This window comes from Proteiniphilum sp. UBA1028 (assembly GCF_002316955.1).
Taxonomy (GTDB): domain Bacteria; phylum Bacteroidota; class Bacteroidia; order Bacteroidales; family Dysgonomonadaceae; genus Proteiniphilum.
On sequence record NZ_DCEN01000056.1, the window covers coordinates 1 to 22,249 of the forward strand.

The 22,249-nt window shown below is 45.1% G+C and carries 21 protein-coding genes; 15 read left to right on the forward strand and 6 right to left on the reverse strand.

All coding sequences use genetic code 11. From position 1 onward, the window contains the following. Nucleotides 1-27 precede the first annotated feature (27 nt). From B3Z75_RS10180 to panB, 5 genes are all read left to right on the forward strand, one after another. Complete coding sequence (locus B3Z75_RS10180) at nt 28-540, forward strand: SPOR domain-containing protein (RefSeq protein ID WP_294071159.1); 513 nt, start codon at nt 28-30, stop codon at nt 538-540. A 128-nt stretch (nt 541-668) separates the two neighbouring features. Next, nucleotides 669-1,427: an MBL fold metallo-hydrolase gene (locus tag B3Z75_RS10185; protein ID WP_294071162.1), complete on the forward strand. Its 759-nt coding sequence runs from the start codon at nt 669-671 to the stop codon at nt 1,425-1,427. Nucleotides 1,428-1,729: 302 nt separating this feature from the next. Continuing rightward, the gene (locus B3Z75_RS10190) at nt 1,730-3,058 is read left to right on the forward strand and encodes a hypothetical protein (protein ID WP_294071165.1); all 1,329 of its coding nucleotides are present in this window, start codon (nt 1,730-1,732) and stop codon (nt 3,056-3,058) included. A 95-nt stretch (nt 3,059-3,153) separates the two neighbouring features. Continuing rightward, on the forward strand, nt 3,154-4,710 hold the full coding sequence (locus B3Z75_RS10195; RefSeq protein ID WP_294071168.1) for an OmpP1/FadL family transporter: 1,557 nt from the start codon (nt 3,154-3,156) through the stop codon (nt 4,708-4,710). A 116-nt stretch (nt 4,711-4,826) separates the two neighbouring features. Further along, nucleotides 4,827-5,660, forward strand: a complete 834-nt coding sequence (gene panB, locus B3Z75_RS10200; RefSeq protein WP_294071171.1) for a 3-methyl-2-oxobutanoate hydroxymethyltransferase — start codon at nt 4,827-4,829, stop codon at nt 5,658-5,660. A 29-nt stretch (nt 5,661-5,689) separates the two neighbouring features. On the opposite strand, the gene B3Z75_RS10205 is transcribed toward panB, so the two are convergent. Then, entirely contained in the window at nt 5,690-6,139 is a 450-nt protein-coding gene (locus tag B3Z75_RS10205) for a type I restriction enzyme HsdR N-terminal domain-containing protein (protein WP_294071174.1), read from the reverse strand. 55 nt (nt 6,140-6,194) lie between these two features. Between B3Z75_RS10205 and B3Z75_RS10210 the strand changes: the two genes are divergently transcribed. Next, nucleotides 6,195-6,971, forward strand: a complete 777-nt coding sequence (locus B3Z75_RS10210) for an AMP nucleosidase (RefSeq protein ID WP_294071177.1) — start codon at nt 6,195-6,197, stop codon at nt 6,969-6,971. A gap of 33 nt (nt 6,972-7,004) precedes the next feature. Continuing rightward, nucleotides 7,005-8,024 carry a DNA polymerase III subunit delta gene (gene holA, locus B3Z75_RS10215; protein WP_294071180.1) on the forward strand — a complete coding sequence of 340 codons (1,020 nt, stop codon included), beginning with the start codon at nt 7,005-7,007 and terminating at the stop codon, nt 8,022-8,024. 12 nt (nt 8,025-8,036) lie between these two features. On the opposite strand, the gene B3Z75_RS10220 is transcribed toward holA, so the two are convergent. Then, a complete protein-coding gene (locus B3Z75_RS10220; protein ID WP_294071356.1) occupies nt 8,037-8,573 on the reverse strand; it encodes a glutathione peroxidase in 537 nt (178 codons plus the stop codon). 897 nt (nt 8,574-9,470) lie between these two features. Here B3Z75_RS10220 and B3Z75_RS10225 point away from each other — a divergent pair. The 6 genes from B3Z75_RS10225 to ung all read left to right on the forward strand — a co-directional run bounded on the left by B3Z75_RS10225 (nt 9,471) and on the right by ung (nt 15,085). Further along, a complete protein-coding gene (locus B3Z75_RS10225; protein WP_294071183.1) occupies nt 9,471-9,941 on the forward strand; it encodes a helix-turn-helix domain-containing protein in 471 nt (156 codons plus the stop codon). 75 nt (nt 9,942-10,016) lie between these two features. Continuing rightward, nucleotides 10,017-11,354 carry an APC family permease gene (locus tag B3Z75_RS10230; RefSeq protein ID WP_294071187.1) on the forward strand — a complete coding sequence of 446 codons (1,338 nt, stop codon included), beginning with the start codon at nt 10,017-10,019 and terminating at the stop codon, nt 11,352-11,354. Between the two features lie 95 nt (nt 11,355-11,449). Further along, nucleotides 11,450-12,223, forward strand: a complete 774-nt coding sequence (locus B3Z75_RS10235) for a dihydroorotate dehydrogenase electron transfer subunit (RefSeq protein WP_294071190.1) — start codon at nt 11,450-11,452, stop codon at nt 12,221-12,223. Further along, nucleotides 12,211-13,125: a dihydroorotate dehydrogenase gene (locus tag B3Z75_RS10240; RefSeq protein WP_294071193.1), complete on the forward strand. Its 915-nt coding sequence runs from the start codon at nt 12,211-12,213 to the stop codon at nt 13,123-13,125. The genes B3Z75_RS10235 and B3Z75_RS10240 overlap by 13 nt, the downstream gene beginning before the upstream one ends. 155 nt (nt 13,126-13,280) lie before the next feature. Continuing rightward, nucleotides 13,281-14,318 carry an aspartate--ammonia ligase gene (gene asnA / locus B3Z75_RS10245; RefSeq protein WP_294071196.1) on the forward strand — a complete coding sequence of 346 codons (1,038 nt, stop codon included), beginning with the start codon at nt 13,281-13,283 and terminating at the stop codon, nt 14,316-14,318. A 104-nt stretch (nt 14,319-14,422) separates the two neighbouring features. Then, the gene (ung, locus tag B3Z75_RS10250; protein ID WP_294071199.1) at nt 14,423-15,085 is read left to right on the forward strand and encodes a uracil-DNA glycosylase; all 663 of its coding nucleotides are present in this window, start codon (nt 14,423-14,425) and stop codon (nt 15,083-15,085) included. A 44-nt stretch (nt 15,086-15,129) separates the two neighbouring features. Here the strand turns inward: ung and sufB are convergent, their stop codons facing one another. Beyond that, nucleotides 15,130-16,581, reverse strand: a complete 1,452-nt coding sequence (sufB, locus tag B3Z75_RS10255) for a Fe-S cluster assembly protein SufB (RefSeq protein ID WP_294071202.1) — start codon at nt 16,579-16,581, stop codon at nt 15,130-15,132. 218 nt (nt 16,582-16,799) lie between these two features. On the opposite strand from sufB, the gene B3Z75_RS10260 reads away from it, so the two are divergent. Further along, complete coding sequence (locus B3Z75_RS10260; RefSeq protein WP_294071205.1) at nt 16,800-17,378, forward strand: YceI family protein; 579 nt, start codon at nt 16,800-16,802, stop codon at nt 17,376-17,378. 147 nt (nt 17,379-17,525) lie between these two features. On the opposite strand, the gene B3Z75_RS10265 is transcribed toward B3Z75_RS10260, so the two are convergent. The 3 genes from B3Z75_RS10265 to pheS form a co-directional block, all read right to left on the reverse strand. Further along, nucleotides 17,526-18,434, reverse strand: coding sequence for a DUF3298 and DUF4163 domain-containing protein (locus B3Z75_RS10265; protein WP_294071208.1), 909 nt, complete (start codon nt 18,432-18,434; stop codon nt 17,526-17,528). 71 nt (nt 18,435-18,505) lie between these two features. Further along, nucleotides 18,506-19,582 (reverse strand): DUF4831 family protein, encoded by a 1,077-nt coding sequence (locus B3Z75_RS10270; protein WP_294071211.1) that lies wholly within the window; start codon nt 19,580-19,582, stop codon nt 18,506-18,508. Between the two features lie 121 nt (nt 19,583-19,703). Beyond that, nucleotides 19,704-20,723 carry a phenylalanine--tRNA ligase subunit alpha gene (pheS, locus tag B3Z75_RS10275; protein ID WP_294071214.1) on the reverse strand — a complete coding sequence of 340 codons (1,020 nt, stop codon included), beginning with the start codon at nt 20,721-20,723 and terminating at the stop codon, nt 19,704-19,706. Nucleotides 20,724-20,848: 125 nt separating this feature from the next. Between pheS and tilS the strand changes: the two genes are divergently transcribed. After that, nucleotides 20,849-22,168, forward strand: coding sequence for a tRNA lysidine(34) synthetase TilS (gene tilS / locus B3Z75_RS10280; protein WP_294071217.1), 1,320 nt, complete (start codon nt 20,849-20,851; stop codon nt 22,166-22,168). The last annotated feature ends 81 nt before the right edge of the window (nt 22,169-22,249 follow it).

Sequence of the window (22,249 nt, forward strand, 5' to 3'; positions counted from 1 at the left end):
TTAAAAAATAATTAATACTGAATACAGATGAAAAGATTCCATTACGCATTGATTTTGGCAGGCCTGATGGTTTTGGGTACTTCCTGTAAGCCCAAACAGAGTGCATATAAGCAGGTATATGAAGCAGCTAAGGAAAGAGAAATGCAACAAACAGCCTCTCAGCCTACAACGGTGGTAAAAGATGCCAGTCCTCTTCCTCCCGTGGAGGTATCGGTGAGAAAAGAAAAGGTGGAACCGGTATATGCTACCGACGCTGCCGGCTTAAAGAGATACAGTGTGGTGATTGCCTCCTTGAGCGTAAAGTTGAATGCCGAATCATTGAAAGATAGGATGACAAGAGAAGGACATCAGGTAATCTTGGCGCAAAATGAACAAGGCATGTACCGCGTTATTGTGGCCAGCTACGACGATAAGCAGGAAGCCGTAGCGAAAAGAGGAGAGATTTACAGCATCTATTCGGCAAAAGGAGATACCGATTACCTGAGAAGAACTTATGGTGTTCCTTTTAATGACCTTTGGATTCTGGAAAGACAATATTAAATTAAAAAGGTTGTGCGGGATCAGGCGGAAACCGGACTATGTGAAAAGTTGTTTAACTAACCGTTCCCGTACTAGAATAAAAAGCTGCCTTTTACTGAAAAAGAGGCAGCTTTTTTAGTTGGCATATTATGAAAGTACAATTTTTGGGCACGGGGACATCTACGGGAGTTCCGCAAATAGGTTGCCACTGTGCTGTATGCCGTTCTACTGACATGCGCGATAAACGGCTGCGTGCATCCGTTAGAATTGAAGTGAAGGGAAAGGTACTGGTGATTGATTGTACGCCCGATTTCCGTCAGCAGATGCTCCCACTCCCGTTTGCGAAGATCGACGGAATGTTATTCACGCATGAGCATTACGATCATGTTGGCGGCATCGACGACCTGCGCCCTTTTTCTGTTTTCGGCTCGGTGGAACTGTTTATGGAAGAGCAGCTGGAGCATACCATCAGAGAGCGAATGCCTTATTGTTTCGCCCCGATCCGCTATGGCGGTGTGCCGGATATCACCATCCGGAGGATCAGCGATAAAACCTCTTTTTTTGTCGACGGTGTTGAAGTGATTCCCATCCGTGTGATGCACTACAAGTTACCGATTCTAGGATACCGTATAGGTGACTTTGTCTATCTGACAGATGTGAAAACCATTCCCGAGACAGAGTTTGAGAAGTTAAAAGATGTGGACACGTTGGTGATCAGTGCACTCAGAAAAAAAGAACATATTTCTCACCAAACGCTTCAGCAGGCCTTGCAAATGGTAAACAACATCAGGCCCAAAAAGGCTTATTTTACCCACATGAGCCACGAAATGGGTTTGCACGAGGAAGTTGAGCGGGAGCTGCCTCCTCATGTTATGCTGGCGCACGATGGCCTGGAGATAACTCTGTAATCCTTCCTGCAGACACATTGTTTTGCTGCTTGCTTTGTACCCAGTTTACCGGCTCGGGAGGCCTCCTGCGAAAGTGGCTGTCTTTGCGTTTTTTTAACCAAACAAAGTGCAGCGTTTTGGAAAAAAGCCGTCTTTTTCATAAAAGAGAATGTTTTATCTGCTTAGATTCGTATATTTGTATGTAAATCTTCGATAATCAGTTGAAAAAATGCGGGTAATCATTAAACTATTGCTTTCAAACAAGGTCAAAGGAACTGATTAGATATAATAATTGATAAGTACTATATAAAAGGGGAGAAACTATGAAAACGAATAAAATTTTACTTACCGTTTTGCTGACAGCAGTACCTCTCTTCGGTTTCGCCCAGGAATGGGATGATATCTATGCTGATCCAACGCGAAATGAGCCGGTGAGGGTTCAGAAAAAGCAGCAAGAACCACAAAAAAAGAAAGTGGTGATTGTTCAGGGTGATGCTTCGAACATGGAGGTGATGGCCAACGGCAGAGATGTGGACGAATATAATCGCCGGGGCAAGAAGGATTCTTTGTCGGGAGAGCAGGCCTTTTCCGGCAATACAGAAGATTACACGGATTACAAGTATACTGACCGGATTGTGCGATTTCATGATCCGGAATCAAGCATAAAAATTACCGGTGCCGACGAAGTGATTGTCTACGTGGGTGACGAACTGTATGATAATTATAACAATCGCGGATGGGATACCAACATCTATTTTGGTATGGGGTGGGGATCTCCTTACTATCCATGGTATGACCCTTGGTACGATCCCTGGTTTTATAGCGGCTGGTACAGCCCGTGGTACTACAGTCGCTGGTATGATCCCTGGTTTTACGGCTATGGTAGCTGGTATGGCTGGGGCAGCCCCTGGCGCTATAGCAGATGGTATTCACCCTGGTACTATGGCGGTTGGGCTGATCCCTGGTACTATGGATACGGCGGATACTGGGGAGGCGGTTATAACCACGGCTTCTATGATGGTTATTACAGTAGCCTGAGCCATAACCGTTCCGGCAGAAGTTCGGGTGCCTACAGGACCAGCTCGGCCAACAGGAGCACTTCAACAACCCGAATTTCAGGAAGGTCATCTATTGCATCTGGTACGCGCAGTGGTTTATCGGGCAGAACAGCCAATACACGTACCACAGTATCGGGCAGAACAGGCATCACAAATTCACGGAGTGATGTATCGGATAGAAACGCAACAACGGCACCCAGAACAAGAATTATTGATAATTCTGGCAGAACCCATGACTCCAGAACGGGGCGCGTGATCGATCGCACAGGAACCACAAGCCGTTCAGGTTCCATCGACAGAGTTACGCAGCCAGGCAGGTCCGGAACATATAACAGCAGTAGAAATGCGACACGCAGCTACGAAAGAAGTACCACCACGCCGACAAGGAACCGGTCGACCTATGAGAGAAGTACCACACCCAGCAGAAGCAGCGGTACTTACTCCGAACCATCCAGAAGCTCGGGTACTCCCAGAAGTTCCACTTACTCTACACCCAGCCGTAGCTCCTCGTCCAGCGGCTCCTTCGGCGGCAGTAGCAGAAGTTCAAGCTCAAGCTCCGGCAGCAGCGGACGTTCCAGTGGAAGCCGCAGATAAGAACAGGCAACAAAGGCTGTCTCAGAGATACCTGAAGGTGTCGAATGAGCCAGTCTTTTCCAATGCATACCAATAAAATCATAATAGCGACAGATATGAAAAAAATCACTTGCATACTTTCCATATTTCTCATCGGGTCAGTTTCTCTTTTTGCGCAGTCGGAGGTAGATGCATTGCGTTTTTCCCGCGAAGATCTTCATGGAACTGCACGAGCCATGTCCATGGGGGGCGCTTTCGGAGCACTGGGTGGAGATCAGACTGCGATATCCATCAATCCAGCCGGAATTGCGGTTTATCGCAGCTCGGAGGTGGTCGGTACGTTGAACCTTTCACAGGAAAGATCGGGCGCAGGCAGTCAGGACGCTAACAAAACACGTTTCGACATGGACAACCTAGGCTTTGTGGGTTATTTTCCCATGAGAAACGATGTTTTCCCCCTCTTGAACTTCGGTTTTTCCTACAATAGGCTGAAGTCATTCGATAAAAACATTTCAGGTGTAGGGCCTGCCGCCAGCACAATGATCGATTATATTGCCGACAGGAGCGCCGGTGTTGATCCATCGAAACTGGAGATAGGGGACAACCTTCCCGATCCTTTTGTTACGCAACCCTGGCTCGCTGTGTTGGGGTTTAACTCCAAACTGATTAAACCAGTCAACAATGGAACCCGGTACGATCCGGTGAATACTTTCGGTGAGACAGCTATCGGAGAGATACGTACAAAAGAAAGAGGTCATGTTGATAACTATGATTTTACGGTGGGAACCACTATAAGCCATGTGCTGAACCTGGGACTCTCACTCTCCATAAAGGATATTTCCTACAGTCTTGAATCGGATTATCTGGAAGATTTTGACAAAGGTGGGTATACGCTCACCAACTGGATCACCACCAGTGGCGCCGGAGTGAGTGCCAAGCTGGGCGCAATCTACAGGCCGGTAAATTTTCTCAGGCTTGGCTTTGCCTGGCACACTCCCACTTTGTACGCACTGACGGAAACCTATGAAGCCCAGATAGACGACAACATGGGAGCATATGTGACAGATACTGATTATGAACCGGGGCAAACCTATTCGGCCGTATTTACGAACGATTACGATCTGAAAACACCTGGGAAGATCGTTGCCAGCATTGCCGGTGTATTCGGGAACAATTTTATAGCCAGTATGGATTATGAACTGGTGGATTACAGCCGCATGAAGCTGAAGGTGCCTTCCGGTTCGAAGGACGATCCAGGCTGGTACGATATCGACAACGAATATATCTCGATGGATTTCCGCTCCGCATCTACCGTCAAGGCAGGACTTGAGTACCGCTTTACACCGCAGTTCTCGGGACGTCTCGGTTATGCCTGGATGCAGAATCCCTACGAGAGAACCTTTAGAGAAAGCGGGGATGCATATATCCCCAACTCCAACACGGTCTACAGGATGGAGGGTGACGCCAACTACCTTACAGGGGGAATTGGATACCGTTTCAACAGGAACTTCTTCCTCGATTTTGCGGTAGTGTATAAAACCCAAACCGATGACCTCTATCCTTTCCCGAACCTGTGGACGGAGAACAGGGAGGAGCTGGTGATCGATGCCAGTCCCTTTACGCTGAAAAATAGTTCTATCAGAGGGTTGATTACCCTGGGATATAAGTTTTGATTCACGAAAGGTATATTAAAAACAGCGAGCCGGGAAGACACTTCCCGGCTATTTTTTTGGCATTATCCCGTAAAAAAATTAACTTTGTATCCATTACAAGTTAAAATAAAAACCGCATGTCACAAGAAAAAGCGTATCTGTCAGCCGACAACAAAAGAAAAGTCACTACACACCGCCTGCAGGAAATGAAGCAGCGGGGTGAAAAAATTTCCATGCTGACCGCCTATGACTATTCGATGGCGTCGGTGATTGACCATGCTGGAATGGACGTGATCCTTGTGGGTGATTCGGCCTCCAATGTGATGGCAGGAAATACAACTACCCTGCCAATGACAGTTGACCAGATGATCTATCACGGTAAATCGGTGATGAACGGCGTAAAACGAGCCATGGTGGTGATTGATATGCCATTTGGAAGTTATCAAGGGAATCCGGTTGAGGCTGTTTCCAACGCCGTGAAGATAATGAAGGAAACACAAGCCGATTGTCTCAAGCTGGAAGGAGGAAGGGAGATCCTTGAATCGGTTCAACGTATTCTGAGTGCAGGCATTCCCATTATGGGACATCTCGGGTTGATGCCGCAGTCCATTAACAAATACGGGACTTATGCGGTAAGGGCACAAGATGAGGCCGAAGCCTCCAAGTTACTGGACGATGCACATCTGCTGCAGGAGGCGGGCTGCTGTTCCATCGTACTGGAGAAAATTCCGGCCGAGCTGGCAAAGAGGGTGGCTGCTGAACTTGCGATTCCGGTGATTGGCATTGGGGCAGGTCCTTATGTGGACGGGCAGGTTTTGGTTATGCACGATATGCTGGGCATTAATAAAGGTTTTTCACCCCGCTTTTTGCGCCGATACGCCAATCTGTTCGACCAGATTGAGTCGGCTGTCCAGCAATATATCAGCGATGTAAAATCGTCGGACTTCCCGTCAAAGGAAGAAAGCTATTGATGAGACGAGATTGAGATTTGACCTCTGAGTCATAGTTCGCTGTAATCCGGAATTTCGGTGAGAAACTTGTACGACAAGTCCTGATAATCCAATTGGTAGCAATAATGTTGCATGCCGTTGGACACCACAATATGTTGTACCCGCAACACGCTGTTGTAGCGCGCTACCTGATCGAATACCTGCTGGGTAACCGGGACATTGGGCTCTTTGTATTCCAGGATCATGACCGGCTCAAGCTGCCTGTTGTATACCACCGTATCGCAACGCCGGGTAAGGCTGTGTAGCTTCAGGGAAATTTCGTTGGCAATAAGGGATGCCGGATAACCCTTTTCTGAAATCAAATAATGAACAAAGTGTTGGCGTACCCACTCCTCGGGCGTCAGTATTAGATATTTTCGCCGCAGGGGATCGAAAATTTCAAAACCATCGCCTTTTTTTCGGATTTTTGCTTCGTAAGAGGGAAGATTTAACGCGTACATATTGTATCTTTGTTTGTAGAACAGGGTTTCCACAGCACAAAAATAACGCTTTTTTATGAGAACAAAACAAGAAATTGTGGAGAATTGGCTTCCCCGATACACCAAGCGGCCGTTGCAGGAGTTTACAAAATTTATTCTGTTGACCAATTTCCAGAAGTATGTGGAGATTTTCGCAAATCATTTCAACGTGCCTGTAGTGGGAGCTGATGCGAATATGCCCAATGCTTCGGCCAATGGGATCACCATCATTAACTTTGGCATGGGTAGTGCCAATGCTGCGACCATCATGGATCTGCTCAGCGCGATTGCCCCTACGGCCGTATTGTTTCTGGGCAAATGTGGCGGATTGAAAGCAAGGAGCGAACTGGGCGACTATATTCTGCCTATCGCTGCCATTAGAGGCGAGGGGACGTCGAATGACTATTTCCCTCCTGAGGTTCCATCGCTGCCGGCTTTCAGCCTTTTGCGTGCTGTTTCATCCAACATTCGGGATTTTGGAAGGGATTACTGGACCGGTACGGTTTATACCACCAATCGCAGGGTATGGGAGTACGACGACGAGTTTAAGAGCTATTTGAGGCAGGTGCGCGTGATGGCGGTCGATATGGAAACGGCAACGCTCTTCACGTGTGGATTTGCCAATCACATATCTACAGGGGCGCTTCTTCTGGTGTCTGATCAGCCGCTTATTTCTACCGGCGTAAAAACAGAGAAGAGTGATCAGCATGTCACCGAAAACTTTGTGGAGGAACATGTGAAAATAGGCATCAAGTCGCTCTCTTCCATTATGAATAATGGTTCTACGATCAAGCACCTCAGGTTCGATTGGTGAAAAATAACTGTTAATTAAAATTGTTTGTACTCAATGGCAGCATCCAAACATACTTTCGACACTATCCGCAATGATATCCTGCAACGCCGTTTTAAACCAGTCTATCTGTTCATGGGCGACGAGGCCTACTTTATGGATGCTCTTACAGAGCTTCTTCATGAGACAGTGCTTACGGAAACGGAGAAAGACTTTAACCTGCTTACGTTCTACGGCGTTGATTCCGACACGAATGTGATCATCTCCTCGGCTCGCCGTTACCCGATGATGGCCGAGCATCAGCTCATTATTGTCAGGGAGGCCCAGAATCTGGATAACCTGGAATTGCTGGAACATTACCTGAAAAATCCGATGCCGACTACCATACTGGTTATCAACTATAAGCACGGAACTGTTGACAGACGCAAAGCCTGGGTAAAGCAGGCCGACAAAACAGGCATTGTTTTTGAATCGAAAAAGTTATACGATAACCAGATTCCGTCGTTTATTACCGCATACTTCAAAGAGAGAAAAATTGGCATTGATGAAAAATCGGCACGGATGCTGGCCGATTATGTAGGGAACGACATTAGTAAACTAATTCCTCAGTTACAGAAGCTTGAGGTGTCCCTGCCGGAAGGATTTCACCGGGTAACCTCCGAGTTGATTGAAAGAAACGTCGGGATCAGCAAGGATTACAATACTTTTGAATTGCAAAATGCCATCATCCGAAAGGATGTACTTACCGCCAACCGGATTGTAAATTACTTTGAGAAAAACCCGAAAGATAACCCAATTATGGCCACACTGGCCGTATTGTTTAACTATTTCAGCAACCTGCTGGAGTGCTTCTGGTTGCCGCGAAAAGACGAACAAAGCATTATGGCTGCATTAAACTTGCGCTCAAACTACTTCGTACGTGACTATGTCATCGGTTTGAAAAACTACAATGCCAACAAAGTGATGGAAATCATCTCCGATCTGAGAACGTTCGATGCCCGTTCAAAGGGGGTGGACAATATATCGGCATCACAGGGAGAGCTGCTGAAGGAACTGGTATATAGAATCCTGCACTAAGCCAGGGAAACACTACTCTTCTGTAATCCAGCGGACAATCTTATCGCTTAACGGGCTCTCTTTGGGCATCACCACATTCACAAGTTCCCCTTGCTCGTTGAGCAGAAATTTTTGAAAATTCCAGGTAACCTCCTGATCGAGCACTCCGTTTTCCGATTTCTGAGTAAGCCATTTGTAAAGTGGAGCCTGGTCCTTTCCTTTCACGCTCACCTTCTCCATCATCGGAAAGGTTACTCCGTAGTTGGTTGTGCAAAACTCTTTGATTGCTTGGTTGTTGCCCGGCTCCTGGTTGTTAAAATTGTTTGCAGGAAAACCGATCACCACAAAATTTTGGTTACCATACCGCTCATACAATGCCTGCAAATCTTCGTATTGGGGAGTAAATCCGCACTTGGAGGCTACATTTACCACCAGAACTTTCTTTCCTTTCAACGATGCCAGATCGAACTGTTTACCGTCGATATCTTTTACCGTAAAGTCGTGCAACGTCTTGAACCTTTCCGTATCTCCTTTGTCTTCCGTTTGCTGTATAACTTTCTTGCTGTCCATATTCTGTAGTCTGTGTTTTTGTTGTCCGTTGCATTGTACAGAAAGCAGTACCAAAAGAACAATTAATGTGCTGATGCCGTAAATGGGTTTCATATGAATTATTTTTTAAGAAAACTCTCAATTTAAAACAGCAATAAATGACAATCTGTTCATTTCTGAGTGAGATATAATTATCAGGATCAAATTTCATACAGGAAAAAACAGATAAAAGATTCTGTTTATCAATAGAATATTCTTTTTTTAACTCGATGAGTGCATCCTATTTTTTGGCTCTCAATACTGTGACCCGATTTATTCGTAATATAAGGCATTTAGTGAATTTACATTTGGAATTCTAATTTAATCGGACACGAACGATTCAAACAAGTTACATTTCTATATTTCCCACCCGTTTAGACTTCACTACAAATGTGTATTTCTGAATAGATACATATGTATTTGATAAGTCTCTACATTTGTAGTATGTGTTTGTATATTAAATTATATACGTCGCACATTTCTATATTTAACCGTTTAACATAATATTTCAAGTGTTATCATATTTATATATGTCTATAAATCAATCAAATATTCATTATATTTTAAGATTAAGTTCATATTTTAAAGATAAAACGGAAAGATTTTGCGTCGAAAAGTTAAAAAAAGCGGTATTAAGTATACTAATATACTGTATATCAATATGATTAAACGTAATTATAAAGTATTAATTATGTACTTATTGGATTTGTTTCATCTGTTCGTTTTCTATTTGGCTACAAATGTATCAATATTGCATACGTTTGTAATTTACAAATATAAATCACATTTCTTTTCATTTGTAAATAATTTCTTATACATTTGTATTGTTACTTTTGTAACAAATACACATCCCTAACCGGTCATTAAAGAGCAAGTGTGATGAAAGATCGTATAAAGCTAATCATGGAAAAGGAAAATCTGACTCCGGCCAAGTTTGCAGACAGGTTACAAATAAACAGGGCAGTTATTTCCCATATTCTGAACGGCAGGAATAATCCCAGCCTCGATGTCGTGACAAAAATTCTTGACGATATGCACTACATTAATCCGGAGTGGTTGTTAAAAGGAACAGGCAGCATGTATAAAGACGGATTTGATGCCGGTGAACTGCCGGTGGAGCCTGATTTATTCCGTCAGGGTGCGATAAATCAAAGCCAGGAGGCTGCGCCTGTCGAAAAATCGCCGGAAACAGCGCTTAAACCGTCTGTTTTAATGCCGGAAAGTGCGGAATATAAACAACTTGAGCCACCAAAAACAGAGTCGAAAAAGATTAGTCAAATAATTATTTATTACAGCGACAACACTTTTGAGACTTTCACTCCTCCGGCAAAGTACGGAAGCGATAAATAATTTTTTCACGCTCTCCGGAATGTTTCTATATTTGTCTGACTCTTTTCTTCCGAGTGTCCAAAAGAAAGTTGCCAGATGAAAGAGAATACGTTCGAAAAGAGAACGGGAACCGTCCCTAAACGCTCCTTGCAGCTCATTGATGCCATCGTACTCATTTTGGGTATCGTTATTGGCGTCGGAATTTTCAGGACGCCACAGGTGGTAGCTGTCAATTCACCGAATGAATATTGGTTCCTGGGAATTTGGGCCGCTGGAGGTTTTTTATCGTTGATTGGCACGCTCTGCTATGCAGAACTCTGTTCAGCTTTCCCCAGTGTAGGCGGAGACTATCATTTTCTGAAGATGGCTTTCGGAAAGAGATTTTCTTTTCTTTATGCCTGGGCACGCATCACAGTAATCCAAACAGGGTCTATTGCTATGCTCGCTTATATTGCCGGTGATTATCTTTCTAGGCTCATTCATCCTGCTACGTTCTCTTCGCCATGCTTTGCAGCTGTCATCGTGTTGCTGCTAACCTTTATCAACGTGTTGGGAATCCAGTTTGGTACCGGTACCCAGAAATTATTAACAATCCTCCAGATGGCTGGGATATTGATTATTATCGTGGTCGGTATTTTTGTCGAACCGATCATTGACACAAGGCGGGTGGAAATGCCAGTTACAGAATCCTCTGCGACAGGCTCACTTAGTCTGGCATTTATTTTTGTCCTGCTCACATTTGGCGGCTGGAACGAGGCGGCCTATGTTTCTTCAGAATTAAAAACCGGCTCCAGGAAAATGGCCTTTGTGATGATAACCAGCATCCTGCTAATTACGCTGATTTATCTGCTCATTAACCTTTCCTTTTTGAATGCTCTGGGTTTGAAGCGCATCGGCGATTCCGATGCGGTAGGGATGGAAATGATGAAACAGACATTCGGCAAAAAGGGTGCTGTATTGATCGGCATACTGATTATTTTGTCGGCACTGACTTCCCTGAATACCACCATTTTTACCGGATCAAGGTCGGGATATGCGTTGGGTAAGGATTTTACACCATTGGCATTTCTGGGAAAGTGGAACGCAGAAAAATCGGCCCCCATCAACTCTCTCCTGCTGCAAGGAGCCATAGCCATCCTGCTTATATGCTTCGGTGCATTTATGCGTGATGGTTTTGAAGCCATGGTAAACTTTACAGCTCCTGTATTTTGGTTTTTCTTTTTCTGCATTGGGCTTAGTGTGATGGTGTTACGAAAAAAAATGCGGGATGTCACTCGCCCGTTCAAAATACCACTTTATCCTGTAACGCCTATCCTGTTTATGGGTTCCTGCCTCTATATGTTATATGCAAGCCTTACGGTGACCGGGCTGGGTGCTTTGTTGGGCGTGATCATTTTGCTGGCTGGTTGGACCGTTTCTGCGATACGGTTGTGAAGTGGTAAAAGCGTTTGTTTAATGTAAATTTCGCCTGCCTGCCTCTTATTTGGAAATTATGATGTATTTTTGTACTTCAAAAAGAGAGGTTACTGATGAAAGTACGCGATTTTAAGATTCGTTCCAACACAAAGTTAAACGACCGGAATCATCTGTTAAAGATTACTTCCGTTGACAATGAGCCACTTCCGGAAATGTATCCGGGGCAGTTTGTACAGATTCTGGTCGCCAACTCCCCGCAGGTATTCCTTCGCAGGCCCATTTCCATCAATTTCGTGGTTAAAGAGGATAATGAAATCTGGCTTTTGATTCAGCGCGTTGGAGAAGGGAGCAATAAAATATGCGCCTTATCCGCCGGAGAGACCGTAAACATTATATTCCCGCTGGGGAGTTCATTTTCACTGCCCGACGAAAAGGGCAACTTCCTGCTGATTGGCGGAGGGGTGGGGACGGCTCCGTTACTTTTTTTGGGGAAAATGATGAGGGAAAAGGAATTTGAACCTGATTTTTTGTTGGGGGGACGTTCAGAGAACGATATTCTACAGCGGCCTGATTTTGAGCTTTTTGGAACAGTTTACAGTACGACTGAAGACGGATCGCTGGGTGAGAAAGGATTTGTAACCCAGCACTCAATATTGCAAAAAAAGAAATATGATTTTATTTATACCTGCGGACCAAAACCAATGATGGTGGCGGTGGCACGATATGCTAAGGAGAACGGGATTACTTGTGAAGTATCGCTCGAAAACCTCATGGCATGCGGCTTCGGAGCTTGTCTGTGCTGTATCGAGAAAACCGTAAGAGGGAATGTGTGTGCCTGTACTGAAGGGCCTGTATTTAACATCAACGAACTCACATGGCTAGATTAGATGTACGTATCGGAAATTTACAATTGAAAAATCCGGTGATGACTGCCTCGGGCACTTTTGGCTACGGGACAGAATATAGTGATTTTATTGATTTGGGCCGTCTTGGTGGTGTTTTTGTGAAAGGAACGACCTTGGAGCCAAGGCAAGGGAATGACTACCCGAGAATGGCGGAAACACCTTCGGGGATGCTCAATTCAGTGGGGCTGCAAAACAAGGGAGTGGATTATTTTGTGGAACATCTATACCCGATCATAAAGGATTATGACACCCACATGATCGTGAATGTATCGGGATCTACTGTGGAAGATTATGTAGCTTGTGCGGAGAAGCTGGCAGACCTTGAGAAGATGCCGGCGATCGAGTTGAATATTTCCTGTCCCAATGTGAAAGAAGGCGGAATGGCATTTGGCACTTCTTGCAAATCGGCAGCACAGGTTACGCGTGAAGTACGCAAGGTATTTCCCAAGACAATGATTGTGAAATTATCGCCTAACGTGACTGATATTACGGAAATAGCCCGTGCCGTGGAAGCTGAGGGAGCCGACGCCGTTTCACTGGTAAACACATTTCTTGGCATGGCACTCGATGTGGAGAGCAGAAGTCCCAAACTCTCCACCATCACTGGCGGATTGTCAGGCCCCTGCATCAAACCTATTGCCGTACGCATGGTCTGGCAGGTTTATCAGGCTGTACGGGTTCCCATCATCGGAATGGGGGGAATTTGCACCTGGCAGGATGCCATTGAGTTCATTTTGGCCGGATCCACTGCTATTCAGGTCGGCACCTTCAATTTTGTCGATCCCGAAGCATCGGTAAAAATTGTGGAGGGCATTGATGCTTATCTAGACCGGCATAAGATAGCTTCTGTAGAAGACCTTGTGGGACAGATAAATTATGTCTGAATGCGAAAATGCTAAGCATGTGTGTGTTATTTGGGAAAAATGTTTTTTTTTCTCCTGAATACTATCATAATGCAAATTTAACTCCGCCCATTTTTGACAAAATGGATATATTTGGTAACTTTGCAGCTTAATATTGAAATCAGATTGTAAAACGTATGTCTCAACTACAAATCCCTTCCGGTTACAAACCGTTGCTGAATTTAAAGCAGACAGAATTGGGTATAAAACATATCAAAGATTTTTTTCAGGTAAACCTTTCTTCAGAACTGCGTTTGCGCAGGGTTACGGCGCCACTTTTCGTAGAAAGCGGTACCGGCATAAACGACGACTTGAATGGTATAGAGCGGCCTGTGCATTTTCCCATCAAAGACATGGGAGATAAACAAGCGGAGATTGTCCACTCTCTGGCAAAATGGAAACGGCTGACCCTTGCTGATTACGGAATTGAAGAAGGTTTTGGCATTTATACGGACATGAATGCCATCCGTGCCGATGAGGAGCTGGATAATCTGCATTCATTGTATGTGGACCAGTGGGACTGGGAAATGGTGATTGGCGAGCAAAACCGGAGTGTGGACTATCTGAAACAGATCGTGTGTCGTATCTACGCAGCCATGCTGCGTACCGAATACCTGGTCTTCGAATTGTTTCCTGCAATTACTCCTCAACTGCCCGGCGAAATTACTTTTATCCATTCCGAAGAATTGCTCCAGAAGTATCCCGGCATGGACGACAAGCAACGTGAAGATGCCATCACCCAAGCGCATGGAGCAGTGTTTGTGATCGGTATCGGTGCTCCCCTTTCCAACGGGTTACCTCACGATGGCCGGGCACCTGATTATGACGATTGGAGTTCGATGAACGCCGATGGCTATCTGGGGCTGAACGGCGATTTGCTTGTATGGAACCCGGTTTTGGAAAAAGCCATGGAACTCTCATCGATGGGTATCCGTGTTGATTCCGTTTCGCTGAAGCGCCAGCTTAAAGCCCGGAACAAAGAAGATCGGCTTTCACTTTATTTTCATAAAAGGCTGATAAACAATGAGTTGCCGCTATCTATCGGGGGAGGTATTGGGCAGTCGCGTTTGTGTATGTATTATCTTCGTAAAGCACATATAGGGGAAATCCAGGCCAGCCTGTGGCCGCAGGAGATGCGGGAATCTGCTAAGGCTCAAGGTGTTTTTTTATTATGAACGACGTTGTAAACAATACCCCGATCCTTCTTCAGAAAAGAAGGATTTTTTTTTTAATGGAAATTGTTTTTGTATTTTAGCATTCTCAATAAATATTACAAAGCATGGATGTGAAGATCGAGTTGAGCTGGAAGGCTCATCTACAGGAAGAATTTCGTAAGCCCTATTTTGAAAGACTGACCGATTTCGTACGACAGGAATATGCCAAAAAAATAGTATATCCTCCCGCCAGGCTGATTTTCAACGCTTTCGACCGTTGTCCCTTTGACAAAGTAAAGGTGGTGATTGTGGGTCAGGATCCGTATCACGAGCCGGGGCAAGCACACGGATTGTGTTTCTCCGTGACCGATAAGGTTGCTGTACCGCCATCGCTTCAGAATATTTACAAGGAGATACAAGACGATTTGGGAAAACCTGTTCCCCGTTCCGGTAATCTGGAAAGATGGGCTATGCAGGGAGTCTTATTGTTGAATGCCACGCTTACCGTGCAAGCACATCGTGCGGGATCACACCAGGGAAAGGGATGGGAAGAATTTACCGATGCTGCCATCCGGCATCTTGCCCTCGAGCGTGAACATCTTGTTTTTATTCTGTGGGGTGCTTACGCACAGCGAAAAGGAGCGGAAATAGATGCGAATAGGCATTTAATATTGAAGTCTCCACACCCTTCGCCGTTATCTGCTTATCGTGGATTCTTTGGTAATAAGCACTTTAGCCGGACGAACGACTATTTACAGGCTCACGGAAAAGAACCCATTGACTGGTAGGAGAATGTCCCGGTAGACATTGACACATTGTGGAAATGGCCGGCTTAACCGACACTTCCTTCGAGGCTGATCTGCAGCAATTTTTGTGCTTCAACAGCAAACTCCATCGGCAACTTGTTGACTACCTCCTTCACATATCCATTTACAATAAGCCCGATAGCCTCTTCTTCTCCCAGCCCGCGTTGATTGCAGTAGAAAACCTGATCCTCGCTGATCTTTGAGGTAGTAGCTTCATGTTCCAGCACAGCTGTCGGATTCTGGATGTCGGTATAGGGAAAAGTATGCGCCCCGCAATGATCGGTAAGCAGCAGGCTGTCACATTGAGAGTGGTTACGTGCATTTTCTGCTTTTTTGGTTACTTTTACCAGGCCGCGATAGCTGTTCTGGCTGCTACCTGCTGATATCCCTTTGGAGACGATGCGGCTGCGTGTGTTCTTACCCAGATGAATCATCTTGGTGCCTGTATCTGCTTGTTGAAAGTGGTTGGTCACCGCCACCGAATAAAACTCGCCCACCGAATTGTCTCCAGCCAGTATACAGGAAGGATACTTCCAGGTGATGGCCGATCCGGTCTCTACCTGTGTCCAGGATATTTTGGAGTTAAAACCTTTGCAGATGCCTCTTTTGGTGACGAAGTTGTATACACCGCCCTTGCCATGTTTATCGCCCGGATACCAATTTTGTACCGTTGAGTATTTTACTTCGGCATTGTCGAGTGCAATGATCTCCACAATAGCTGCATGCAGTTGATTTTCGTCGCGCATGGGAGCTGTACACCCCTCAAGGTAACTCACGTAGGAGTCGTCGTCGGCCACAATCAGGGTTCGCTCAAATTGTCCTGTGTTGGCGGCATTGATACGAAAGTAGGTCGAAAGCTCCATCGGGCAGCGAACGCCTTTTGGGATATAGACAAACGATCCATCACTGAACACCGCAGAATTCAAAGCGGCGTAGAAATTATCTTTGTAGGGAACAACCGTTCCCATATACTTCTTTACCAGGTCGGGGTGATGTTTCACTGCTTCGCTGAACGAGCTGAAGATAATGCCTTTTTCGGCCAGTACCTCTTTAAACGTGGTTTTGATGGAGACACTGTCCATCACTGCATCGACGGCAACGCCTGTGAGCTGTTTCTGTTCCTCAAGCGGGATACCAAGTCTTTCAAAGGTCTTAAGCAATTCCGGATCTACCTCGTCGAGACTTTTGGGCGACTTTTTTTTCGTGGGATCGGCGTAATAAATAATATTCTGAAAGTCGATTGCCGGGATTTGCAAATGTGCCCAATCGGGCAATTTCAACGTCAGCCAGTGACGGTAAGCCTTCAGGCGAAAATCAAGCAGCCACTCCGGCTCTTCTTTCTTCGATGAAATCAACCGGATGACATCTTCGTTCAATCCTTTTTCAATCACTTCGGTTTCTACGTTGGTAGTGAACCCGTATTTATAGTCTTGTGTGGTTAAGTCGTTTAATATTTGATCTTGATCCAATTCCTGCATAATTATTTTTGTATTGTGGCCTGTGTGGCCCGTTTTATTGAGACAGGCTTATGAATGCCTCCCCGTTCAAGTAACAACCGATTTGCTGTTTTTGTTGTGCAAAGATAATGCTTTTTCATCAATTTATTCTATAGCCGAAAGGGATAGCGCTGGATGAACAATCAACTTACCCTACATGTTAATAGGTAGTAAATCAAAATATAAACAATTAATAGTATATGAAAAAAGGAACTTTTTTATTTGTCGCCCTTTTTATTGGTCTTGGGCTGATGGCTCAAACACAATATAAAATAGATCCAGCTCATTCCTCCGTGAATTTCAAAGTGAAGCACATGGGAATCACGTTTGTGAACGGCAAGTTTGAAAAATTCGACGGTGGGATTATCGGAAATATCAACAAGATGGAGGATGCCCGCGTTTTTTTTAATGTAGAGGTAGGCAGTGTGAATACCAGTGTGCCTATGCGGGACGATCATCTCAGGAGTACCGATTTCTTTGAAGTGGAGAAATATCCTTCCATGACCTTTGAGAGTACACGCATTGAGAAAGTGAACGACCAAAAATATAAACTGCATGGCAAGATGCAGATCAAAGATGTGACCAAGGATGTTACATTTGATGTGATGCACGGCGGAGTGGTGAAGGCAGAGGATGGTACGGAGACCGTTGGATTTATTGCCAAAAATAAAATTAACCGCATTGATTATCACGTAGCCTACGATCCTGATGGGTTGGGAATAGGCAAGGAGGTTGCGATCATACTTTACCTTGAATTCAAGAGTGCAGGCGGCATGTAACGGATATGAGTCCAATCAGGTGAGTTGCAATGATAAGCAGTTAACTCATACGTAAACAGGGAGAATCCGGCAAACTGACTCCCTTTTTTTTGATGTAAAGCGACTCAAAATTTATCTGTATGCAACCCCAGGCGAAGAGAGGTGGCACTATTTTTCAGATAAAAAGTAACGTGAAATAACTCCTCCGGGCAACAAGATGTCCTGCAAATCAGTATAGGGTATTGCTACATCGATTACTCCCATGGAATAGGGAGCGATCTCATACTGATTGTAACTGTAATGAATTCCTTCGTTGTTGAGCCAGAAGTTGTTGTTGGGCACAATATCTTCAATAGTGAAAAAACCTTTGTCTAAGAGAGAGTCGGGTTCGTTTACGCGGTAAGAATGCATGAGTCCCTGCACAATTTTCTCCCTAAGAGGTTTGTAGTAATCCGGTACAAAGAGATCTTCTTCCGACAAAGTAACCAATTCATTCAGATCGATATTGGTATAGGTAATCCTGTGGGATCCGTGTGCACCGCCCTCATAATCGTTGTATGTTACCGCATAACTTAATATCGATTCGTTTTGAAACAATATTTTGTTGCTGTTGTTCATGTAATACCAGTACCAGACTGGCATTTCTCCTTTCAGCCGATTTTTGTCTTCGTAATAGGCGTTGGAAAGTGATCGATACCGCTGGCTATAGTCTTCCACAAACTTTTTCACCGCTTCTCCCGGAGGTATACTATCGTACTGTCTGTCCCCGAAAAAGGTTCCCTGAAATATTTGTTGTAAGCGGAACAGGCTTTCCTGATTTCTGAATTTTGAAGGATAGGTGAACGCAATTCTTATTTCGGCAAAGGGCAATGTCGTATCTGATGTCTGGAGCAACGGAATCTGTTGCTGTACAACAATGCTGTCGAAATGGATATCCGAAGATCTGCCCGATGCGGCACCTCCGGTGCATGAACTCCACAAGCCGGCTCCAAGGAGGAGGTACGCGGCAAAATAGAGGGATCGGAACTCTCTTATCGTCATCAACATGGATGCAAACGGTTTAAATGTTCGTTTCATAGATTAAACTTTTTTTATTTTCATTGTGCCGCTATGTGTAAATGGCGTTCAAGCATATTTCAGCCGATAATTTACTGAATGATTTGTCTGATTGCGCCCAGTTCCGGGTAAAAGAAAACCTTGATAGGTTGCTTCATATTGTCGAACATTTTCCTGGTGAGTACGTCCTGTGAACCGTATTGTACGACATCGGCTTCCATGCTCCTAATAATTTCGTTTCTGAACTCAATGGTCAGTTCCGCTTTACCGGGAACATTATACACCAGTCCTTCAGTGAACTTCGTCTCCAACCGCTTCACGTCGCGTTCCGGCAATTGAAGCCTTACCTCGGGTGTCTTGTTCTGAAGCGACAATAGAATGGGTTCTCCGGCAAGATTATCTGCATCCACCGGGCCCAGCTTTTCGGAGATTCGGGCAATAACCATTTTGTCAATATCGTCAACATCGGGCACCACAGTATAAGTTCGAACGAAGTACTCGGTCTGCAAGCTCCCTGCAAAGAGTTCAGTCAATGCTCTTTCCTGCAGGTCTATTTCATCCATCACCACCTTGTAGGCATTTCCATCGGGTGGCATGCTCTCAGCCTCCCCCGTGAGTATGTCTGTGCGGCTTTGGCGAAGGTCGAAAATCTGCCGGGCAACCAGCTCTGCCTGTTTGGCGATGGATCCGGCCATCAGTGCTTCCTGAGAAAGGAACCGGCGTGGGTTTACGGCAGGTCTATTTCCCTGGGGAAGCGACGTACCTTCGGATACTATGGAAGTAGGTTCGGCATTGACGGCGACAATCAATCCATCCTCGCGGAGGTAAACATAGGGTTCGAAGGTCTTGGATTGAAACTGCACCATGTATGAATTGGTTTTATCGGGAATGCCTCTGTTTTTTACGGATACATCTTCCAGGGTGAAGACAACTCTGTTTTCGGTGACAGGATCATCTATCCCCAGGTAACGTTGAGCGTACGGATAGAAATCGCCCCGTTGATAGATACTCTTTTTTACCAGGATTGTGATTTCAAACGATGTTTTCGGGAGGGAATAGATTACGCCATAGTCGTTGGCCTTAATGGCATTTACACGGGTCGTCTTTTGCGCCTGCATGGCGGTGAATGCCAAAATAAAGGCAGGTAGGATAAAATATTTTGTACTCATCATTTTCAAATTTACCTTGTTCTCTATAATTTATTCCGACTTTGAAAACACTCAGTTGTTCTCAAAATCGGTGAAGTCAAAAAAAGCGGGTGCAATGAGCAAATGACGCGTGCTGCACAAATCAGTGTGCCGACTGGAATTGAGTCAGAAAACGCACATCGTTCTCAGAAAACATCCGCAAATCTTTCACCTGATATTTAAGATTGGTGATGCGTTCTATGCCCATACCCAACGCATAACCTGAATAAATTTTGCTATCGATGCCACAGTTTTCCAGCACATTCGGATCTACCATGCCACACCCCAGAATTTCCACCCATCCTGTATGTTTGCAGAAAGGACACCCTTTACCTCCACAGATATTGCAGGAGATATCCATCTCTGCACTTGGCTCCGTAAATGGGAAATAAGAAGGGCGTAACCGGATACTGGTATGCTCGCCAAACATCTCTTTGGCGAAAAACAGAAGAGCCTGTTTCAGGTCGGCAAACGACACATCCTTGTCGATATACAAAGCTTCCACCTGATGAAAGAAACAGTGGGCACGGTATGAGATTGCTTCATTCCTGTAGACGCGGCCGGGACAGATGATGCGAATGGGGGGGGCTTTTTTTTCCATCACCCGTGTCTGTACAGACGATGTATGTGTACGCAACACAATCTGGGGATCATTCTGAATAAAGAAAGTATCCTGCATATCGCGTGCGGGATGATCTTCCGCGAAATTTAATGACGAGAACACATGCCAGTCGTCCTCCACCTCCGGACCCTCAGCAATAGAAAAACCAAGCCGTTTGAAGATATCGCAGATCTCTTCTTTGACAATCGATATCGGATGTCGTGTCCCCAGCGAAACAGGATATGCAGTGCGGGAGAGATCGACCTCCGTCGAGGTTGAAATGTTGTGTTCGAACTGTTCTTTGAGCGTTTGGATTTTCTCTGTCGCTTTCTGTTTCAATGAGTTCACTCGCATGCCCATTTCCCTTTTCTGGTCGGCAGGTACAGTACGAAAATCGTCCATCAGTGTGGAAATGATTCCCTTCTTACTGAGGTATTTGATGCGTGCGGCCTCAAGTTCATCGGGTGTGGAAACTGTCAATTGCTCTATTTCTGAAAGAAGAGCCTCAATCTTTTCTATCATTATGCTATATCACTTATCCATTTATTACTAGCACAAAAGTACACTTTTTATGGCAATTTATGCCTGTTTTCGGGTAAAGAATTAATTTCGTACATTTGTTTTATTATACTGATTGCTGAAAAAAGATGCTTGACACAATACGCTCATTTATAGAGAGGGAAAAAATGCTTTCTCCCAGTGCTTCTGTCATCGTAGGCCTGAGCGGGGGAATGGACTCCATGGCATTGCTCGACATACTCACGTTGTTAGGCTACCGGTGTATGGCAGCCCATTGTAACTTTCATCTCCGGGGGGAGGAATCGGATAGAGATTTCGAGTTTGTTAGAAAGTGGTGTAAAAGTGTCGACATCCCCTTTATTTATGTCGATTTCGATACCCGGCAGTATGCTTCCGATAAAAAGATATCCATCGAAATGGCTGCACGTGAACTGCGTTACCGCTGGTTTGAGATGATGCGCAGGCAATACGAAGCTGAGGCCATCGCCGTGGCACATCACAAAGATGACTCGGTGGAGACAGTGTTGATGAATCTTATCCGGGGCACCGGTATCAAAGGACTGACCGGTATTTCACCCAGGAACAACAGGGTAATACGTCCGTTGTTATGTCTGTCGCGCGAAGAGATAGTCCGATATATGGAATCACGCGACATCCCCTCTATATTTGACAGCACCAATAATGACGATGTATTTTGGAGGAATGCCCTCCGCCTGCGTATTATTCCCAAACTTGAGGAGATGAATCCTGCCGTGAAGGAAGCAATTTACCGCACAGCACAAAACGTGGCGGAAGCAGAAAAAGTATACAGTGCTTCGGTACAGGAGTCAATTGATGCTGTTTTCCAACATGACAGAATCGATATTCGGGCATTACGAAAAACGGTTTCCCCGCAATCCATCCTGTTCGAGTTGCTCTCGCCGTTAGGTTTCAAACCCTCTTCTATTCATGATATCACTCAAAGCATGGATGCTGCACCGGGAAAGGTCTTCTTTGGCGGGGCGTATCGGGTGATGAAAGACCGAGACTGTTTCATAATTGACCGGATGCCGGATACCAAAACCGTGGAGCAAACATTTTTGATTGAGCCACAAACCAAAGAGATAACGTCACCGATACATCTCACCATCCGCACCGTGCAGACACCGGTTTGCATCCAGAAAAACAAACATTTGCTTTATGCCGACTATGACCGGCTTAAGTTCCCGTTGTTTCTCCGAAAGTGGCAGCGAGGCGATTGGTTTATTCCTTTTGGCATGAAAGGCAGAAAGAAGATAAGTGATTATTTCACGAACCGCAAGTTCAGCCTGAAAGATAAGGAGAATGCGTGGGTACTTCTTTCGGGAGATGAAATTGTGTGGATTGTGGGAGAACGTTCCGACGACCGGTTCAAAATTACGGAGAGCACAAGAAACGTTTTCCATGTTTTATACGAAGAGGGAAAATAACGTTTTTTTTGTTCGCAGGAAAACTTTTTTCCGCTTTTGTGCAGCTTTTTTTCCGCTTTCGCATCTAATAGTAAAACCTAA

What these genes read in the sequence shown, in the direction of transcription:
- B3Z75_RS10235 (WP_294071190.1), top strand. Translation starts at nt 11,450, where the DNA reads ATGAAAGTACGCGATTTTAAGATTCGTTCCAACACAAAGTTAAACGAC.
- pheS (WP_294071214.1), bottom strand. Translation starts at nt 20,723, where the DNA reads ATGATAGAAAAGATTGAGGCTCTTCTTTCAGAAATAGAGCAATTGACA.
- panB (WP_294071171.1), top strand. Translation starts at nt 4,827, where the DNA reads ATGTCACAAGAAAAAGCGTATCTGTCAGCCGACAACAAAAGAAAAGTC.
- B3Z75_RS10180 (WP_294071159.1), top strand. Translation starts at nt 28, where the DNA reads ATGAAAAGATTCCATTACGCATTGATTTTGGCAGGCCTGATGGTTTTG.
- B3Z75_RS10260 (WP_294071205.1), top strand. Translation starts at nt 16,800, where the DNA reads ATGAAAAAAGGAACTTTTTTATTTGTCGCCCTTTTTATTGGTCTTGGG.
- B3Z75_RS10195 (WP_294071168.1), top strand. Translation starts at nt 3,154, where the DNA reads ATGAAAAAAATCACTTGCATACTTTCCATATTTCTCATCGGGTCAGTT.
- tilS (WP_294071217.1), top strand. Translation starts at nt 20,849, where the DNA reads ATGCTTGACACAATACGCTCATTTATAGAGAGGGAAAAAATGCTTTCT.
- B3Z75_RS10205 (WP_294071174.1), bottom strand. Translation starts at nt 6,139, where the DNA reads ATGTACGCGTTAAATCTTCCCTCTTACGAAGCAAAAATCCGAAAAAAA.
- B3Z75_RS10230 (WP_294071187.1), top strand. Translation starts at nt 10,017, where the DNA reads ATGAAAGAGAATACGTTCGAAAAGAGAACGGGAACCGTCCCTAAACGC.
- B3Z75_RS10190 (WP_294071165.1), top strand. Translation starts at nt 1,730, where the DNA reads ATGAAAACGAATAAAATTTTACTTACCGTTTTGCTGACAGCAGTACCT.
- asnA (WP_294071196.1), top strand. Translation starts at nt 13,281, where the DNA reads ATGTCTCAACTACAAATCCCTTCCGGTTACAAACCGTTGCTGAATTTA.
- B3Z75_RS10240 (WP_294071193.1), top strand. Translation starts at nt 12,211, where the DNA reads ATGGCTAGATTAGATGTACGTATCGGAAATTTACAATTGAAAAATCCG.
- holA (WP_294071180.1), top strand. Translation starts at nt 7,005, where the DNA reads ATGGCAGCATCCAAACATACTTTCGACACTATCCGCAATGATATCCTG.
- ung (WP_294071199.1), top strand. Translation starts at nt 14,423, where the DNA reads ATGGATGTGAAGATCGAGTTGAGCTGGAAGGCTCATCTACAGGAAGAA.
- B3Z75_RS10225 (WP_294071183.1), top strand. Translation starts at nt 9,471, where the DNA reads ATGAAAGATCGTATAAAGCTAATCATGGAAAAGGAAAATCTGACTCCG.
- sufB (WP_294071202.1), bottom strand. Translation starts at nt 16,581, where the DNA reads ATGCAGGAATTGGATCAAGATCAAATATTAAACGACTTAACCACACAA.
- B3Z75_RS10265 (WP_294071208.1), bottom strand. Translation starts at nt 18,434, where the DNA reads ATGAAACGAACATTTAAACCGTTTGCATCCATGTTGATGACGATAAGA.
- B3Z75_RS10210 (WP_294071177.1), top strand. Translation starts at nt 6,195, where the DNA reads ATGAGAACAAAACAAGAAATTGTGGAGAATTGGCTTCCCCGATACACC.
- B3Z75_RS10270 (WP_294071211.1), bottom strand. Translation starts at nt 19,582, where the DNA reads ATGAGTACAAAATATTTTATCCTACCTGCCTTTATTTTGGCATTCACC.
- B3Z75_RS10185 (WP_294071162.1), top strand. Translation starts at nt 669, where the DNA reads ATGAAAGTACAATTTTTGGGCACGGGGACATCTACGGGAGTTCCGCAA.
- B3Z75_RS10220 (WP_294071356.1), bottom strand. Translation starts at nt 8,573, where the DNA reads ATGGACAGCAAGAAAGTTATACAGCAAACGGAAGACAAAGGAGATACG.